15 protein-coding genes and 1 pseudogene are annotated in these 15,246 nt (G+C 45.8%); 9 read left to right on the top strand and 7 right to left on the bottom strand.

The window, feature by feature from the left end; all coding sequences use genetic code 11:
* Window positions 1-159: 159 nt before the first annotated feature.
* Window positions 160-1,602, bottom strand: coding sequence for a DNA integrity scanning protein DisA nucleotide-binding domain protein (locus tag ACHZCY_RS14715; protein WP_319549415.1), 1,443 nt, complete (start codon window positions 1,600-1,602; stop codon window positions 160-162).
* A gap of 316 nt (window positions 1,603-1,918) precedes the next feature.
* On the opposite strand from ACHZCY_RS14715, the gene ACHZCY_RS14710 reads away from it, so the two are divergent.
* Window positions 1,919-2,113, top strand: coding sequence for a hypothetical protein (locus ACHZCY_RS14710; protein WP_205221459.1), 195 nt, complete (start codon window positions 1,919-1,921; stop codon window positions 2,111-2,113).
* Window positions 2,114-2,211: 98 nt separating this feature from the next.
* Here ACHZCY_RS14710 and ACHZCY_RS14705 read toward each other — a convergent pair whose 3' ends face one another.
* From ACHZCY_RS14705 to upp, 3 genes are all read right to left on the bottom strand, one after another.
* Window positions 2,212-2,652, bottom strand: a complete 441-nt coding sequence (locus ACHZCY_RS14705) for a DUF1178 family protein (protein ID WP_205221458.1) — start codon at window positions 2,650-2,652, stop codon at window positions 2,212-2,214.
* A gap of 556 nt (window positions 2,653-3,208) precedes the next feature.
* Entirely contained in the window at window positions 3,209-4,462 is a 1,254-nt protein-coding gene (locus tag ACHZCY_RS14700; RefSeq protein WP_205221457.1) for a uracil-xanthine permease family protein, read from the bottom strand.
* Window positions 4,463-4,535: 73 nt separating this feature from the next.
* On the bottom strand, window positions 4,536-5,162 hold the full coding sequence (upp, locus tag ACHZCY_RS14695; protein ID WP_319549414.1) for a uracil phosphoribosyltransferase: 627 nt from the start codon (window positions 5,160-5,162) through the stop codon (window positions 4,536-4,538).
* Between the two features lie 287 nt (window positions 5,163-5,449).
* Here upp and ACHZCY_RS14690 point away from each other — a divergent pair, with 287 nt between their 5' ends.
* From ACHZCY_RS14690 to ACHZCY_RS14670, 5 genes are all read left to right on the top strand, one after another.
* Window positions 5,450-8,026 (top strand): ABC transporter ATP-binding protein/permease, encoded by a 2,577-nt coding sequence (locus ACHZCY_RS14690; protein WP_319549413.1) that lies wholly within the window; start codon window positions 5,450-5,452, stop codon window positions 8,024-8,026.
* Window positions 8,004-8,549: a Crp/Fnr family transcriptional regulator gene (locus tag ACHZCY_RS14685; RefSeq protein ID WP_319549412.1), complete on the top strand. Its 546-nt coding sequence runs from the start codon at window positions 8,004-8,006 to the stop codon at window positions 8,547-8,549. Before ACHZCY_RS14690 ends, ACHZCY_RS14685 begins: the two co-directional genes overlap by 23 nt.
* Window positions 8,550-8,574: 25 nt before the next feature.
* The gene (locus tag ACHZCY_RS14680) at window positions 8,575-9,156 is read left to right on the top strand and encodes a hypothetical protein (protein WP_205221453.1); all 582 of its coding nucleotides are present in this window, start codon (window positions 8,575-8,577) and stop codon (window positions 9,154-9,156) included.
* A 130-nt stretch (window positions 9,157-9,286) separates the two neighbouring features.
* Window positions 9,287-10,129: a hypothetical protein gene (locus ACHZCY_RS14675; RefSeq protein WP_319549411.1), complete on the top strand. Its 843-nt coding sequence runs from the start codon at window positions 9,287-9,289 to the stop codon at window positions 10,127-10,129.
* A 1-nt stretch (window position 10,130) separates the two neighbouring features.
* Window positions 10,131-10,496 carry a PqqD family protein gene (locus ACHZCY_RS14670; protein ID WP_319549410.1) on the top strand — a complete coding sequence of 122 codons (366 nt, stop codon included), beginning with the start codon at window positions 10,131-10,133 and terminating at the stop codon, window positions 10,494-10,496.
* A gap of 18 nt (window positions 10,497-10,514) precedes the next feature.
* Here the strand turns inward: ACHZCY_RS14670 and ACHZCY_RS14665 are convergent, their stop codons facing one another.
* Window positions 10,515-11,396 carry a uracil-DNA glycosylase gene (locus ACHZCY_RS14665; RefSeq protein WP_319549409.1) on the bottom strand — a complete coding sequence of 294 codons (882 nt, stop codon included), beginning with the start codon at window positions 11,394-11,396 and terminating at the stop codon, window positions 10,515-10,517.
* Between the two features lie 161 nt (window positions 11,397-11,557).
* Between ACHZCY_RS14665 and ACHZCY_RS14660 the strand changes: the two are divergent.
* Window positions 11,558-11,647 (top strand): annotated as a pseudogene (locus ACHZCY_RS14660) (FmdB family zinc ribbon protein); the annotation flags it as partial.
* 236 nt (window positions 11,648-11,883) lie between these two features.
* Here ACHZCY_RS14660 and ACHZCY_RS14655 read toward each other — a convergent pair.
* Window positions 11,884-12,210, bottom strand: coding sequence for an FtsB family cell division protein (locus tag ACHZCY_RS14655; RefSeq protein ID WP_319549408.1), 327 nt, complete (start codon window positions 12,208-12,210; stop codon window positions 11,884-11,886).
* Between the two features lie 39 nt (window positions 12,211-12,249).
* Here ACHZCY_RS14655 and ACHZCY_RS14650 point away from each other — a divergent pair, with 39 nt between their 5' ends.
* Complete coding sequence (locus ACHZCY_RS14650; protein WP_205221447.1) at window positions 12,250-12,669, top strand: 2-thiouracil desulfurase family protein; 420 nt, start codon at window positions 12,250-12,252, stop codon at window positions 12,667-12,669.
* A 4-nt stretch (window positions 12,670-12,673) separates the two neighbouring features.
* On the opposite strand, the gene tatC is transcribed toward ACHZCY_RS14650, so the two are convergent.
* Window positions 12,674-13,444, bottom strand: a complete 771-nt coding sequence (gene tatC, locus ACHZCY_RS14645) for a twin-arginine translocase subunit TatC (protein ID WP_319549407.1) — start codon at window positions 13,442-13,444, stop codon at window positions 12,674-12,676.
* A 518-nt stretch (window positions 13,445-13,962) separates the two neighbouring features.
* On the opposite strand from tatC, the gene serS reads away from it, so the two are divergent.
* On the top strand, window positions 13,963-15,240 hold the full coding sequence (gene serS / locus ACHZCY_RS14640) for a serine--tRNA ligase (RefSeq protein WP_205221446.1): 1,278 nt from the start codon (window positions 13,963-13,965) through the stop codon (window positions 15,238-15,240).
* The last annotated feature ends 6 nt before the right edge of the window (window positions 15,241-15,246 follow it).

The following is a 15,246-nucleotide window of genomic DNA, read 5'->3' as shown; positions in this document are numbered from 1 at the left end:
TGAATCACTAGTTTTTTCCTACATAACCTGGTAAGCACCGACTCAGAGACATGCAGTTAATATCAGGGGCTGCATTTACCTCCCCGGTTATTTTTATAGATAACAAACTAGGAGCCGGCCCCAGAAAGATCCGGTAGAAAGGCAATTGCACCAGACAACCTAGTGTTTCACCCATTCTTCCAGAGGTTCAAGTGGAAAAATACAATTCGTTTGAAAATCAATATTGCATGTCCCCTGCTCCTCAACACCCTGGTAAATAACCGACACGGGACGGTCTGAAGAAACAACCACAACAATAATATTTGCGTGTTCAGCGGTGAAACGCAGAGCCGAGTTATAACGGGCACCTCTGGCAAGATCTTCTCCAGCAAAAGAGCGCCCGTCCAAAAGACAGGCAAAACCATGAAGATGCTGGTCTGACCCTATATGCAATGCCCCATCGACCTTTGCCAGTGACTTTGCCAAATTCAGGGTATGGGGTCTACGTAAATCCAGGGAGGGAACAATTTTTTGCCCGGAAATGTGTATAGGTTCCTGATTGAGATCAAGCACTATAGTGCAGCCATGCTTACGAAGCTGAGCATGATGCACGAGACTCACTGCAATTTTAAACAAAAAATAACAATCAGCTTTCTCTAAAGCAGACTCCAGCAACAACTCTTCAAGCTGAACCAGCTTCGCCTGAAAGGTGGTTGAACCAAATCGGCCATCAGCAAAGCTGCACACTTTATTCTTATTTACCTTGAGAAACCCATGCCTGCCTTTAAAGTCGGCACGTATGGAAAAAGGCGGCAGAGTTGCATCACAGATCCCAAGAATGAAACGACCATCGCTTACCAAACGCCGGCTTGAGTTATCCACAGCAAGCAGCAATTTTCGCACATGCTTATTATTGGCTAATTGCGGTCGTTCCTTGTCTTCAAATTTTACCAAAAACTGAAGACAATGAACCATACTTGGATCAACAAACAGTAACTGCCCTTCAGGCCACAACCCTTCTTCGCGTGTCTCGGAAATCCTAAGAACGGCATCCAGAACCGGATAAATGCGGATAAGAGAGTCCCACCCCAACAGCCTATTCATTTCATCTACAATATGGTCCCGAACAGCATGGGTCGCGTACTCTCTTAGAAAATACCCGGATATCCCTGTGTACAGTTCTTTTTCATTGGCCATATCATGGGAAAAACGCCAGACTGCATGTTCTAGCCAGCGCTCTGTCGGCCCGGTGGAACAAAGATCCGGGTGATGCTCTGTAAACCAACGTTGAAAGAAGAGCGATCCGGAATACCCTCCATTGGAAAGCAATCCAGCAAGCCCGAGATCCTTGACCGCATGTATTTCCGCAAAGCGTCGTTTATCAGAAGAAACACTAACATCATGCCGCCATTTTTGATCATCAAGATACAGTGCCTTGAACACAGGCTCATGACCCTTGAGCAGTTTCTGCGGATCACATAGCATCAAAGGCTTATCCGGCCCAAGCGCGAAAATAACAGCCGCCCGGCTAGTGCCGGAGAAATGGGAAAGCCCGTCACTCAGACCATTGAGAATGTCACTGGCACACCGCTTCAAAAAAGAATATGGAATTTCACTCACCATGGACGATAGCACTCTCCATCTGCAACTATTTCAACACGCAAACCGTGCAACAAAAATCGAAGGTAACAAATCCGCGATTAGCGCGTCAAGGTGATATTTAACCGTGTAGAACCGGCTTCTCCCTGCACTTGCCGATAACCGCCTCCTCAAGTCGACAAAGCAACTTTGTTGCTCTCTTGCTATATCGATGACGATTCACGCAGCAAAAAGCAAAAAAGACTGGACAAAGCCGGCAACTCTTCTATTGTAACAGGCGAAAAAGAGAAGAAGTAGTTAACTGTCAATAATTCCAAATATTATCAACTGACCCAGTACCATGGAAGAACGTATCGCCAAAGAATTAACAGCGATCCTCAATTCGCAACAGGACTCAGACTTTGAAAACGCCTTTGAACGGGCATTTGAGCTTACCAAAGCATATGCTGGTTCTGCAAATGCCCAGGCATCGGCCATACCCTCTGTGTTCGAGAAGCTCTTTGAGCTTTTCCTTACCGGCTCGACAAAGGCGTAACCTGTTAGCCTGTTATCATATTTGGCACCAGAAGGATTTTTACAACACAGAAATGCCACAACTGACGACTCAAAGCAGAAATTTAACCGGTCGGCCTGCTAGTTGAGTTTTGGGCCGGTTTCTTTTTTCCTTAGCGGCACCTTCAGCAGTTCAATTCCCTCGTCCCGCAGCATTTTTTCCTGCTCAGCAGTTGTCACCCCTCTAATGTTACGCGGCTCTTCAACACCATAGTGCATTTTCAGCGATTCTTCGGCAAGCTTTGCGCCAACATCTTCAAAATTCTTTTCAACGAAATCTTGAAACGAACGGAGAAACTGCAATGCAGAGGATGCACCTGTCTCTAAATGAGAGGGTACAGCTTCTGTTGCTTGAGAACCGGTGTGAATGGATACCGGTGACAGGATTTTACGAACCTTCTCACTCCCGCAATCGGGACAAAGTACTTTGCCCTCGGCATGTTGTCGGTCAAAATCGTCCCGACTATTAAACCATCCCTCAAACTGGACTCCGCAAATACACTGTAAATCGAAAATGATCATAGTAAGAATTCTTATCTGAGGAGCCTCCCCCTCCCACTTTTGCCGCACCCCAATTACCCTGCGCTCAGCGCCATGAAATGCGCGGCAAAAATTGTTACTCTGGATTGTTTAAACTGGCGATCGTTTCAGCAAGGCCTTAATGACCTTCAAATCGATACACTATTCTCTTTTCAGAAGAGAAACAATGCCGTTGTCCCGCAATTGTTATCCCTGGAACGGATGAGCAATCCAGGCGAGATTTTATTTCTATCCGTCACTGGTAACCGAAACCGCGTTGACCAACATCCTTGCTGCTATCAAACATGCCAGACACTGCACAAGCATGAAACCATGGCGGCTTCTGTACTCTACCGATTTTAGAACAATCGCTCGCGAAAAGCTAAATGGAATTATTTAAGGAAGAAAGAACACGTCGGGAAGACGAAAGTGAGAGGCGCTCTTCACATCCACCGGAGAACAGTGGCGTTTTCTATGTAGAATCAATTAATTGAAATTCTTTCTTTTACATCGGAAAAGAAAAGGTTGAGTCCCACAAAGGGACTCAACCATGTCGAGCTTAAGCAGATTTGCGAACAGAATCCTCTTTACCAGGGAGTATCAGGTGTAACAATACGCCGACAATTGCCGACAGGCCGATTCCCTGCACCATGAAGCCCTTATACCCCAATGCCATGTCGCCGATACCAAAGACAAGAATGAGACTGACAATAACAAGGTTACGCGGCAGGGCAAGATCAGTCCCCTCGCGTACCAGGGTATTCATACCAATTGCAGCAATGGTACCAAACAAAAGCGTCATAATGCCTCCCATTACCGGAGTGGGGATAGTTCCCAACATAGCGCCTAAGGTTCCTGAAAAGGAAAGCAGTATCGCCATACAGGCAGCCCAGGTCATAATGGCCGGATTAAAAGCACGCGTCAACGTTACCGCACCCGTGACCTCAGAATAAGTAGTATTAGGGGGACCTCCCAGCATAGATGCAAGAGAGGTTGCAATTCCATCGCCCATGAGGGTGCGGTGCAACCCCGGATCTTCGAGATAATTCTTACCCGTAACACTGCTTATGGCAAGCATATCGCCTATATGTTCTATAGCCGGGGCAATGGCTACGGGTACGATGAAAAAAATTGCCTGCCAGTTTAATTGAGGAAAGACAAAGGCGGGTACTGCCAGAAACGGTGCTTCCAGCACAGGGGAAAAATTGACCATTCCTAAAACTATCGCCACAATATATCCAGCTGTAATACCAAGCAAAATAGAAACAAGTCGAATCATACCTTTGCCTGAAAGTACGGCAAGTACTGTGACCAGCAAAGAAATCATGGCCACGGTAAGCGCCTGATTCTGAGGAAAAAGTACTGCAGAACCATCACCCGTCTTCCCCAGTGCCATAAATACAGCGACCGGAGCTAGATTCAACCCAATCACCATAATAACCGGACCAACTACCACCGGAGGGAGTACTTTTTTCACTATGGCTCTGCCACGAAAGCGAATCAACACAGCCAATAAAATATAAACAAACCCTGCAGCCAGCAGCCCACTCATCGTTCCTGCAATGCCCCACGTCTGGACTCCGTAAATTATAGGGGCAATAAAGGCAAAAGACGATGCCAAAAATATGGGCACCTTTCGTTTGGTGACGATCTGAAAAATCAGCGTTCCCGCCCCGGCTGTAAACAGAGCGACATTTGAATTTAATCCGGTGAGAATCGGCACAAGAACCAGCGCCCCGAATGCTACAAACAGCATTTGGGTGCCGACAATAATCTGTTTACCAAGTCCCATGGTCTTTTTTTCTTCGATCATGCTTTTCCTCTTCTCCACATTACTCTTCTCTTCATGCCCAGCCTAATCAATCGACCCACTTGAATTGAAAAGCTTATTTCGTACCAAACAGTTTGTCGCCTGCATCCCCAAGGCCGGGGATGATGTACCCATTTTCATCTAGTTTCTCATCAATACCGGCTACATAGACATCCACATCAGGATGTGCTGCCTCCAACTTGGCAATTCCCTCGGGAGCTGCGACCAAGAATATACCAATTATGTCCTTACAACCTGCCTTCTTCAGCATATCTATAGTGGCGATGAGAGTGCCACCGGTGGCAAGCATGGGGTCAAGAATCATTGCCTCCCGCTGTTCGATGTCCGCCACCAATTTTTCAAAGTAGGCAACAGGCTGCAGTGTTTCTTCATCACGATACAACCCGACAACCGATACCTTGGCATTTGGGACAGCTTTCAACACACCGTCCATCATGCCCAGTCCCGCTCTGAGGATCGGCACGATGGTAATTTTCTTTCCTTTTATCCTGTCAACTTCTACAGGACCGGACCAGCAATCGATGGTGATCTTTTCCGCAGGAAGTTGCTTGGTGGCCTCATAGGTAAGCAACATGCCTATTTCAGAGGCTAACTCTCTAAAATCTTTAGTTGAAATATCTTTTTCACGAAGATGACCGAGCTTATGACGTACCAATGGATGGGTGATTTCATGAACTCCCATACAGCGCTCCTTTGTAATAAAATGGGATAAGAAAAAAATGATTTTGTTTGTAGCATGTTACAGCAGATCTATCCAGCGTAAAAAAATGGAACCATAGGATAAGACAACGATTAAGCCCGTAATACCGGCACCACTCTCCGGGCTTCATAAATAAAAACAAACAGCCACACCAATGTGATAGCTGCAGAATCGTCTTGCAATACCTGCCATTTACTGGAATGATCATTGAAGATTTAAAGTTTTGATACACTTTATTATCAGTAATTTCTACGGTTCACAGGACTTGCATGTCATCAGTCTTTTCTTCTGACCAACCAAGGCTCACCAAGCGCCCTCTTTTTTACTGGATCCTTCGTCGACATCACGGATGGCAGCTTCTTCTGCTCGTCATCATCGTGGCTAGTCTTTTTTTCCGAGTCTTTCCCTTGGAAATGCAGAAACGGATCATCAACGAGGCCATTTATCTTAAAAATATAGAATTGCTCTTTCTCTACTGTGGACTCTACATGGGAGCAATCTTACTGGCCGGGCTGACCAAGTACGCGATCAATGTGCTGCAAACCATTATCGGCCAAAAAATCCTGGTGGAACTGCGGACAGAACTCTACCACCATGTATTGCAACTTCCCCTTCAATTTTACAGAAAAATGCAGCCGGGAACCGTTATCTCTGCCATGACAGCAGAGCTTAATGCCATCGGTTTCTTCCTTGGTGGTGCCATCACTATTCCCTTGACCAGCATACTCAGCTTACTGGTCTTTCTCGGCTTCATGTTTCACCTCAGCCCACTGCTTGCCATGCTCTCGGTGACGGTTTACCCGTTTGAATTGATTGTTATCCCTCTTTTACAAAAACGCTACAACCACTATAATAAGAAGCGTATCGCTACGACCAGGTCCATGTCCAACGTCGTGAACGAAGCGATCAGCGGACTCCAGGAAATTCACGCCAACGGCAGTTACACGATTGAAGAAAAGAGGTTATCGACTTATATCCATATTCTTTACGATCAGCTCAAGCGATTATTTGTCATAAAATACGGAATCAAATTCGCCAACAATCTTTTTCAATCCATTGGTCCTTTTATTCTGTTTCTCGTTGGCGGCTACCTGGCCATCCATGGTGAGTTCACCCTTGGCGCCCTGGTCGCCTTTCTCTCAGCCTATGAAAAAGTCTATGATCCCTGGAAAGAAATGCTTGAATATTATCAATCATTTCAAGATGCCAAGGTGCGTTATAACCAGATCATGACCATATTCGACCAAAAAATCGAACATCCACTTCTTCCAGACAAACGTCCGCCCCACCAGTTGCGGGGAAAGATTGAACTAAAAAACGCTGGTTTTTCAGTGGGTAGCGGTCTCAAGCTCCTTGATAACATCACCATGAGCATCCAACCAAATGAACAGGTTGCTCTGGTTGGTTTTTCAGGATCCGGCAAATCCACTCTTGCCCTGTTAATCGCGCAGTTATACAATATTAACCATGGGCTCATTTTACTTGATGACATGGACATCGCGGCAATGAGTAAATCCGATATAAACCGCAACATAACCATGATCGCTCAACGTCCTTTTATTTTCACCGGAACCATTCGGGAAAATCTTCTTTATGCAGTACAAGCTACAGGTGAGCAGGAACAGCAACTTCCAGAACGAAAGGATATTTTACAAATCATTCAAGACGTTGGCTTAACAGAAGATATCCTCCGGTTCGGCTTTAATACCGTTATACCTGAAGAGCGCGTAAAACCTATAAAAGCCTCTCTTTTAAGAATGCGGCAAATTATTAACTCTGAGCTGCGCGAACCCTTCTCCAAGGTTGTCGAACCCTATGATATTAATGCATTCATGTCGTATGCCAGCCTCAAAAGCAACCTCCTGTTTGGCGAAAGTCTCACCGAAACGTATGCACTCGACAACCTACCCTACAGTAAAACCTTTCGTACGTTTCTCCTTAAAAACAAGCTTGAAGAACCCCTCCTCAAACTTGGCTTGACCATTGCTCAGACCACTGTCGATATCCTGCGAAACCTCGGAGATGATGATTTTTTCTTTCAAGGCAGCCCAATGGAGCCCCATGAGCTGGAAGAATTCATTGCTTTACTTAAATCCTCCAAGGGGCATATGCCGCACAAAAAAAGTGCTATGGACCGTTTGCTTCATCTGGCATTACGCTTTATCCCGGCAAAACATAAAATCACAACCATGAGTGATAGTTTAAAAGATCAGATCCTCGCCGCGCGACATGATTTTCTCAAAAACACTATTCAGCTCGACATGGAAGCCTGTAGCCGTTCCACTCAACTCCTTCAGCAGGATGGAGCCATAGTTGCACTCCCTGCGTATGAGCAACAACGAGATTTCATCCCTTACTGCCCATCGGAATACCTGTATAGTCATTCGCTACGAGACAATATTCTTTTTGGCGCTTCCAAGCAGCAACTTCGAGACCACCAAGATCTCCTGGAACTGGCAATCAAAGCTTTTGCTCGTGAAGGACTCATTGATGAAATTCTGGACATTGGTCTTGACTTTGAGGTAGGTAGCCAGGGTGATCGTCTATCCGGGGGACAAAAGCAAAAGCTTGCCATAGCCAGATCCCTTCTTAAAGAGTCAACTATCCTGATCATGGACGAAGCAACAGCAAGCCTGGACAATACCTCCCAGGCTCAAATCCAGCACCTTCTTGAAAAAAAATATCGGGGCAAAAAAACAATCATAGCTGTCATCCACCGCTTGGACCTGACTCCGGGATACGATAGAATATTCGTATTAAAAGGGGGATCGCTGATCGAGCAGGGAACCTATGAAGAACTCATGGCAAAACATGGCGCATTTTATGAACTTACCCAAGCACACTAGCGACAACTGCGAAAACGGAAATTGTCAGATCCAGGAAGCACTGGCTCTCCTCCAAAAACTCTCATTGTTTCGTGATACCCCGCTTGATATACTTAAACTCTATGCGTATCTTAGTAAAAAGCATGAGTTTAAAAAGGGCACACTAATCATACAGCAGGGCAAACTCTGTCAGCAGATGTATTTGATTATCAAAGGGCAGGTATCCATTTACGAGGAATACAACGGCATCAATTATAAGCTCCAACAACTTGAAGATGACGGGTTGAATTATTTTGGAGAACTTTCGTTGCTGACAAGTATTGACTCGTTCTTTTCGGCATGGGCTGAAACCGATGTGATCCTGCTCAGCATCACAAGAGAAGCTTTTCAAAAGGTGATGGAGCGATATCCGGATATGTACAGTAAAGCGATTGAAAAAATCATTACTTTGCGCATAGCAAGATCCACTGACCAAACAAGAAGACTGATCGAAAAAACGAGCCCTCATGTTTGGCACGACAGCGACAGTAAACTCAAAAAGTAAAAACATCGACTACACGGAACAAGGCATGAAAGTATTCTTTTACTCCGTCCTCCTCTCACTCTTTTTTTTTCTTCCCCCAATGGAAGGACACTCTGCAATAAAAGCACCAAAAGAAATTGGCGGTTTTAAACTGGGGACGTCGATAGATGACTATGAATTCATCAGTTACAGAAATTTTCTCAAACAGGTCGTGGTGGAAAATGTTGGTGCGTTCAGAAAGGGTATCATCGAATACGGCGTGTGCGAACACCCTGGTAAGATAGTCAGGATAAAACTAAAATATGCTGACACCAGTGAATCATTTTATCGGCAGTTGCTTCAAAAATACAAACAACAATTGGGAGAACCATCAAAATACACAGGTGATTCTTTTGGCATCCTCATGGCATGGAAATGGTTTTTTACAGATGAGGCAGGTGAAAGCATCTCCCTGACTTTGCAGTATAACAAAAAGAATCTTAATGAAACACTGGGGAGCATGGTTAAACTTTCAATGCCTGATCGGATTAACGCCGAACGTTTATGCTTTAATAAAATGTGCAACACTAGAGAAACAGCCTCGCCCGTCCCGGAAGAAGAGCACTGGGAGTCATTTATTCCCCGCTAATCCTTACAGGATTCCACGAAGGTCATGTATCGGCACCTCTTGAACCCGGAAAGGTTTCTTCCATAGCCACTTTTTCTCCCCTGCGATGCCTGGCACACTATATAATTACAAAAAAATCGCCTGGAACGGTATGTCTTTTGACATACCGGAAAACTGGCATGCCACTGTCATATTCAAAAACTATCTTTTTTTTGAAAAAAACGACAAGCCTGCCTTTGATATCAAGTGGCAACCTGTTCAGGGGCGTTTTTCGCCATCTTCGATCCTCAAACAGTTAAGCAAAGCAGACAAAAACCTTTCTCTTACCCCCTGGGAATTGCCGGACGCCTATACAGTGCATCTCAATCCCTATCAGCCTGCAGGTTTTAAGTGGGATAATAACACACACCATCACGGCATTTTGCTCTACCATGCATCTTCGCGCATAGTTATTATTCTCCGCTTCCTTTGCTATCAAAACAGTGAACTTCCCACGTTCACCCGCCTCCTGCATACCTTAACAAACGATACTCATAACGGACTGGTTCCGTGGGCCGTTTTTGATATCCAGGCTTTACTGCCTTCCGGCGCTATCCTGGAAAACCATGAATTTTACCCTGGGAAATACTCTATTGTCTTTTCTCTTGACCGCCGACGACTGGTCTTACTCCGTTTCAAGCCCGCGGCTGAATTACTGCGCTCAAAGACACTTACTGACTTTGGAGCACATCTGGCTGGTCAGGCACAGCCTGTTGCCACCGTCACTCCCCACACAGCTCAATGGTCGTACAGAAGCAGCGGCTGGCAAAAAGTGCAGGCAACTCTTGCGCGCAAACCTAGGTACAGGGACCTGCACCTTTCCCATCACATTGATACGAATATCATTCTCGGCATACTCATAGAAGGGCATAAACCCCTCCCTCCGGAAACGACACAGCACATTATTGACAACTACAGACCTTACCCTTTGAGCAATGCCAACCAATCAAAATAACATGCCACAGCCACTCAGCAGAAAAGAGGCTCTTGAATGCATACCGCTGCAAAATCCAAGGACCGAAGAAGAGGAAAACCAGGAGGGGTTGCTCCTTACCTACCCTGTTGAAGTGAAGCCCTTTTTCCATACATTAGTCAAAAGGGTCACAGGAAAAGACACAAGTAATATCCGCAGAAAAATCCAGCTTGATCAAATGGGAAGTTCTGTGTGGCAGTTAATTGACGGCCAACGGAGTGTCCGTGACATAGCGACAAATTTCCAACGCCGGCATCAACTCGACAATCGTGAATCAGAAATTTCAGTAACCAGTTTTCTCAAAGAACTGGGAAAACGTGGCCTTGTGGCAATGAAGCAAAAAGATTGACGGTTGACACAGATTAACCTATTGCCCAGGAGTCGAGGTGTTCACTTTGCTCATCAAAAACCGTTTTTGAATCTGCTGGAGATCATTCCAGGTTGCGCGTTTCATCTCTTCATGGGCAAGAAGAAAACGGGGATGAAAGGTGACCATCACCTCCACTGGATGTTCTTCGTAGTAACGATATCGGCGAAACGTCCCACGCAAGCGAACCACGGGTTCGGTTGTATCAAGAACAGCTTTAGCGCTTAAGTCGCCCATGGCACAGATAACAGCTGGTTTCACCGCCGCAATTTCACGTGCAAGATACGGCCGGCACTTTTGCAGTTGCTCGTCGCCGGGGATAATACCGTCGCTGCAGCAGCATTTGATGCAGTTTGTAATATAGACGTCTTCCTGTTTAAGCCCCAGGGCACTTATCATTTTGGCAAGCATCTTATCTTCTGCCATGCCAAAGAAACACGCTGCTTGCTCTTTGCTTGTATCAAGGCAGTAATCACCGATAATCATGAGGCTCACCTTGTGGGGAAGCCTTGCAGGCAGCCCCAGGGGTACACCTTCACTCAAGGAGCATTGAACACAATCAGCAATGTTCTGAAAAATCTCTTTGACAGCTTTTACGTTCGTGCCGCTTGATGACGATCCAGACACCTTTTGAGCAGTGACGGGCTTCTTTACTTTCTTACGTGCGGGTAAAGGAAGCGGAGGCGAAGAAGGACGGGAGCGACGAGTTCGCAGCGTGATGTTTTCAAGCCCTTCTACCATAGGATATGACCCAATCCCTACCTGTTGGTGAAACAGGAGTAGTCGACGCAGATCATTGCCCATCCTGACGAGACGGCAAGCATCCGGTTGCGGCTTTGAAGAATGAGCCTTTTCTCCCGCTGTTTTATTTTTGGCTGACAAAATTTACTCCTGTGTTTACTGTTCACCTTAAACAGGTTTTCCATTAACGGTAGTTTGTCACGCCGAACAGCTACATCCGATTGCTGTTAATGCAGACTCACTACGTAAACGGATCGCATAGATTCAAACAATGACCTATATATTTCCAGCAGAGGTAACAAATGCCTATTTATGAATATGAATGCAAGGACTGCAAGCACCAGTTTGAAGTATTAACGACCCAGTCGCAGCAGACTGAAAATGTCAAATGCCCTCAGTGTCAGAGTACGGATGTAGTAAAAAAGATGTCTGCTTCCAGTGTTCGCATAGGCTCTTCGGCACCGTCCTCTCTGGGTTCAGCTTCACCTGGATGTTCTTCCACATCCGGTTTTTCCTGAGCGTAAGAGATATAGGCCCGGGTGGCCTATACAACAAATAGGGTGTGTGCAGCGAAGGCTGCACCCTTTAACTGCAGCAGGCGAGACAAACAGAAGTTGAAAAAAAGAAGCTATTTCTTCTTATTATATCGATTGAAATCGTAAACTTCCTCGTTTTTTTTCAACATACCATGTTTTTTCCTGGCCAAATTCTCGATACAGGCATCGTCGGTTTTCAAACGATGTATTTCTTCTGTAAGAGCATTATTGGCCTCTTGCAAACGAATATTGTCCTGGGTTAATGTTTGTACATTTCGTTGCAGCTTATAGTAGTGCAGCAGCCCTCTTCCCGGCATAAAAATAAGCAAAAGCAGACCACATGCGGCAACCAGCAAACCAATACGCCACAATATCTTCCTATTACGCTGTACCTGCCGAAGATCTCTACGCTCTGCCATACTTTAACATCCCCTACCAACACCCCTGAAAATGGTACCATGAACGATTACGTTGAAAAATGCCTGGTCAGTGCCTGCCTTACAGGGCTCTCGACACGATACGACGGAAAAAGTAAAAAAAACCATTCCTGCATGCATTGCCTGCAAAAAACTCTCTGGATACCGGTCTGCCCGGAGCAATTGGGAGGATTACCAACACCTCGACCAGCCGCTTCAATTATTGGTGGCAATGGATTTGATGTTCTTAAGGGCAAGGCACACGTTCTGGATTGTAATAATAACGATGTCACCTCAAACTTTATTCAAGGGGCAGAGCTGGTTCTCTCCATTGCCCAATCCCAGAAAATAACGACCTGCTACCTAAAATCACGCAGCCCCTCCTGTGCTATCAATGGCAATGCCGGCGTGACAGCAGCCTTGCTTATACAGCAAGGTATACACGTTCTTGAATTCGATTAACCCGTCAGGGGCGCTCTTGTTTTTCGTTTTCCCTTGGTTCCTGTGCATCTTCCGCTGGAACAGGTACACTGGCTTGCGCTTTTTCCAGCCTGAAAATCCGTATCAACAGGATACCGGCTTCGTACAGCAAGTATAGCGGTCCTCCCATCAGTGCCATGTTTACTATATCTGGCGTAGGGGTGAGCAGCGCGGAAAGAATGGCAATACCGAGTACTGCAAATCGCCTGTTTTTCTCAAATGCCCGACGGGTAAAGACACCAACCTGAGCACTAAAAATCATAAATACCGGCAGCTCAAAAATAACCCCAAACGCTAGAATAAACAATGTGATAAAATTGACAAATCGACCGATGGAGATAACTGCCCGCATATCCTCAGACTGAAAACTCAACAAAAATTGGACTCCATAGGGCAAGGTGACAAAAAAACAAAAAATGGTTCCTGCGTAGAAAAGACTACAGGTAGCTGCCACAAACCAAAAAAGACGTCTGCCGGTAACGTTGAAAGGCTTCCCCATGGCCTTCCATAAAACATAGGTCAACAAAGGCATCAAGACATAGATCGCCCCAAAAAAAGAGACCTTAACATGCGCAAGAAAAGGTCCGGCTACTGAAAAAAAATAGAGCTGTTCATCCAGATGCTGCTGAAACAAAGAGATCAATCCGCTGGAAAGCGCAAAAATGCAGCCGGTCATGACCAGCAGACTTACGGCCGACAGCTTGATCGACTTTCTCAATTCCGAGAGAAAAACAATAAGGTTCTTACTAACTTTCACAATATACAATTCCCAAGACAGGGTGCGACAAAAGTGGTTGAAAAAAGACAGCCTCACAACGAGCCTACCATACGCTCAAAGACGATTTAGTTCAAATAAAGGTATACAGGTAGCGAAGACTCCGGTTAGCTCAAGCTCTGCAGAAAAAGTTTTTATACTGTAACGACAAGTAGATGGTGCGTTGCGTGTTATACAAAACACCACGCTATCGAAGACCAATAGATCGACGATCCCGTCCAAAAATAACTTCAGAAACTAGCAGACCAAAACCATTATAGCAATCTAATGTAGCGCTGCAAAAAGTTTTGCCGTTGCCAGCCCAGCCTCTGTCTTTCCCTTTTTATGGAAATGCTCAATTGTCCGGCTCGGCTACACAAAAAGCAACTTCAAAAATAAGTCATCCGGCTTTAGCGGAATCAGACCTTATTGCCGTTGCGTTTACAGAAAAGCCATGATAATAAAAGAGGTTGTTTTTTTAAATTGTTACTCCTTCATTAACTCCTGCACAGTGTATTCCCATGCTAGAATTACGGTTTATCAGAGAGAACCTGCAGCTTGTCCGCGAAAAAAGTATCCTTCGGGGGATTGATCCATCTCTCTTCGAACATTTTTCGGAGCTAGACAACCAACGACTTTCGCTCCTCGGTCAAGTGGAAACCTTGAAAAATAGACGCAACACTGTTTCCAAGGAAATCGCCCCTCTGAAACAGGCAGGAGAACATGAAAAGGCCGAGCCACTTATCCGGGAAATGCGGGAAGTTGGTGATCAGGTCAAATCAATTGATAGCGATCTGGCTGAGATCGAGACGCAATTAAGTGATATAGTCCTCTCCATTCCCAACTTATGTGACGATACTGTCCCCCAGGGAAACGATGACAGCGATAATGTTGAAATCAAAAAATGGGGAAAGATACCGTCTTTTTCTTTTACCCCTAAACCACACTGGGAGATTGGAGAAGACCTCGGCATCCTCGACTTTGAGACCTCAGCGAAATTAGCCGGGGCCCGGTTCTCACTACTCAAAGGTTTCGGTTCACGCCTTTCCCGTGCTCTGGTGAATTTTTTCCTTGATCTACATACCCAAAAACATGGCTACACTGAAGTACTGCCCCCATTTATGGTCAATTCAGCCACCATGACGGGGACAGGCCAGCTGCCTAAATTCAAAGCAGATTTGTTTAAAATTGAAGATTGGGACCTGTGGCTTATTCCCACAGCTGAGGTTCCTGTTACGAATATCCACGCAGGCGAGACCCTGCGTGAAGACCAACTCCCACTGTACTATACAGCCTATACCCCCTGTTTTCGGTCAGAAGCAGGCTCATACGGCAAGGATACACGCGGACTTATCCGCCAACATCAGTTTGAAAAGGTAGAACTCGTTAAATTTACAACTCCGGAACAATCGGAGCAAGAGCACGAACGTCTCCTTGAAGAAGCTGAAACAGTACTCCAATTGCTGCAGTTACCGTACCGAGTGGTCAATCTCTGTACCGGCGATCTCGGCTTTTCCGCCACCAAGACCTATGATATCGAAGTGTGGCTGCCAGGACAGAACGCTTATCGCGAGATCTCTTCCTGCTCTAATTTCCTCGACTTCCAGGCAAGGCGGGCCGGGATCCGGTATCGGCCTGATGGCAAGAAAAAAAGCAGCCTGGTCCACACCTTGAACGGATCCGGCCTTGCTGTTGGGCGAACCCTGCTCGCAATCCTGGAAAACTACCAGCAAGAGGATGGCTCTGTAGCCATCCCCGAAGTGCTCACGCCCTATTTCGAAAACCGTTTTCTTTCATAACGGCCA

Origin of the sequence: Desulfogranum marinum, assembly GCF_963675105.2 — a bacterium.
Lineage (GTDB): Bacteria > Desulfobacterota > Desulfobulbia > Desulfobulbales > Desulfobulbaceae > Desulfogranum > Desulfogranum marinum.
Note: the sequence above shows the minus strand (reverse complement) of the source record. Positions and strands in the feature narration are given on the sequence as shown.

Excerpts from the sequence above, each read along its gene's own strand:
- serS (WP_205221446.1), top strand. The coding sequence starts at position 13,963 with ATGCTAGAATTACGGTTTATCAGAGAGAACCTGCAGCTTGTCCGCGAA.
- ACHZCY_RS14700 (WP_205221457.1), bottom strand. The coding sequence starts at position 4,462 with ATGATCGAAGAAAAAAAGACCATGGGACTTGGTAAACAGATTATTGTC.
- ACHZCY_RS14710 (WP_205221459.1), top strand. The coding sequence starts at position 1,919 with ATGGAAGAACGTATCGCCAAAGAATTAACAGCGATCCTCAATTCGCAA.
- ACHZCY_RS14680 (WP_205221453.1), top strand. The coding sequence starts at position 8,575 with ATGAAAGTATTCTTTTACTCCGTCCTCCTCTCACTCTTTTTTTTTCTT.
- ACHZCY_RS14715 (WP_319549415.1), bottom strand. The coding sequence starts at position 1,602 with ATGGTGAGTGAAATTCCATATTCTTTTTTGAAGCGGTGTGCCAGTGAC.
- upp (WP_319549414.1), bottom strand. The coding sequence starts at position 5,162 with ATGGGAGTTCATGAAATCACCCATCCATTGGTACGTCATAAGCTCGGT.
- ACHZCY_RS14670 (WP_319549410.1), top strand. The coding sequence starts at position 10,131 with ATGCCACAGCCACTCAGCAGAAAAGAGGCTCTTGAATGCATACCGCTG.
- ACHZCY_RS14655 (WP_319549408.1), bottom strand. The coding sequence starts at position 12,210 with ATGGCAGAGCGTAGAGATCTTCGGCAGGTACAGCGTAATAGGAAGATA.
- ACHZCY_RS14675 (WP_319549411.1), top strand. The coding sequence starts at position 9,287 with ATGTCTTTTGACATACCGGAAAACTGGCATGCCACTGTCATATTCAAA.
- ACHZCY_RS14705 (WP_205221458.1), bottom strand. The coding sequence starts at position 2,652 with ATGATCATTTTCGATTTACAGTGTATTTGCGGAGTCCAGTTTGAGGGA.
- ACHZCY_RS14650 (WP_205221447.1), top strand. The coding sequence starts at position 12,250 with ATGAACGATTACGTTGAAAAATGCCTGGTCAGTGCCTGCCTTACAGGG.
- ACHZCY_RS14690 (WP_319549413.1), top strand. The coding sequence starts at position 5,450 with ATGTCATCAGTCTTTTCTTCTGACCAACCAAGGCTCACCAAGCGCCCT.
- ACHZCY_RS14685 (WP_319549412.1), top strand. The coding sequence starts at position 8,004 with ATGAACTTACCCAAGCACACTAGCGACAACTGCGAAAACGGAAATTGT.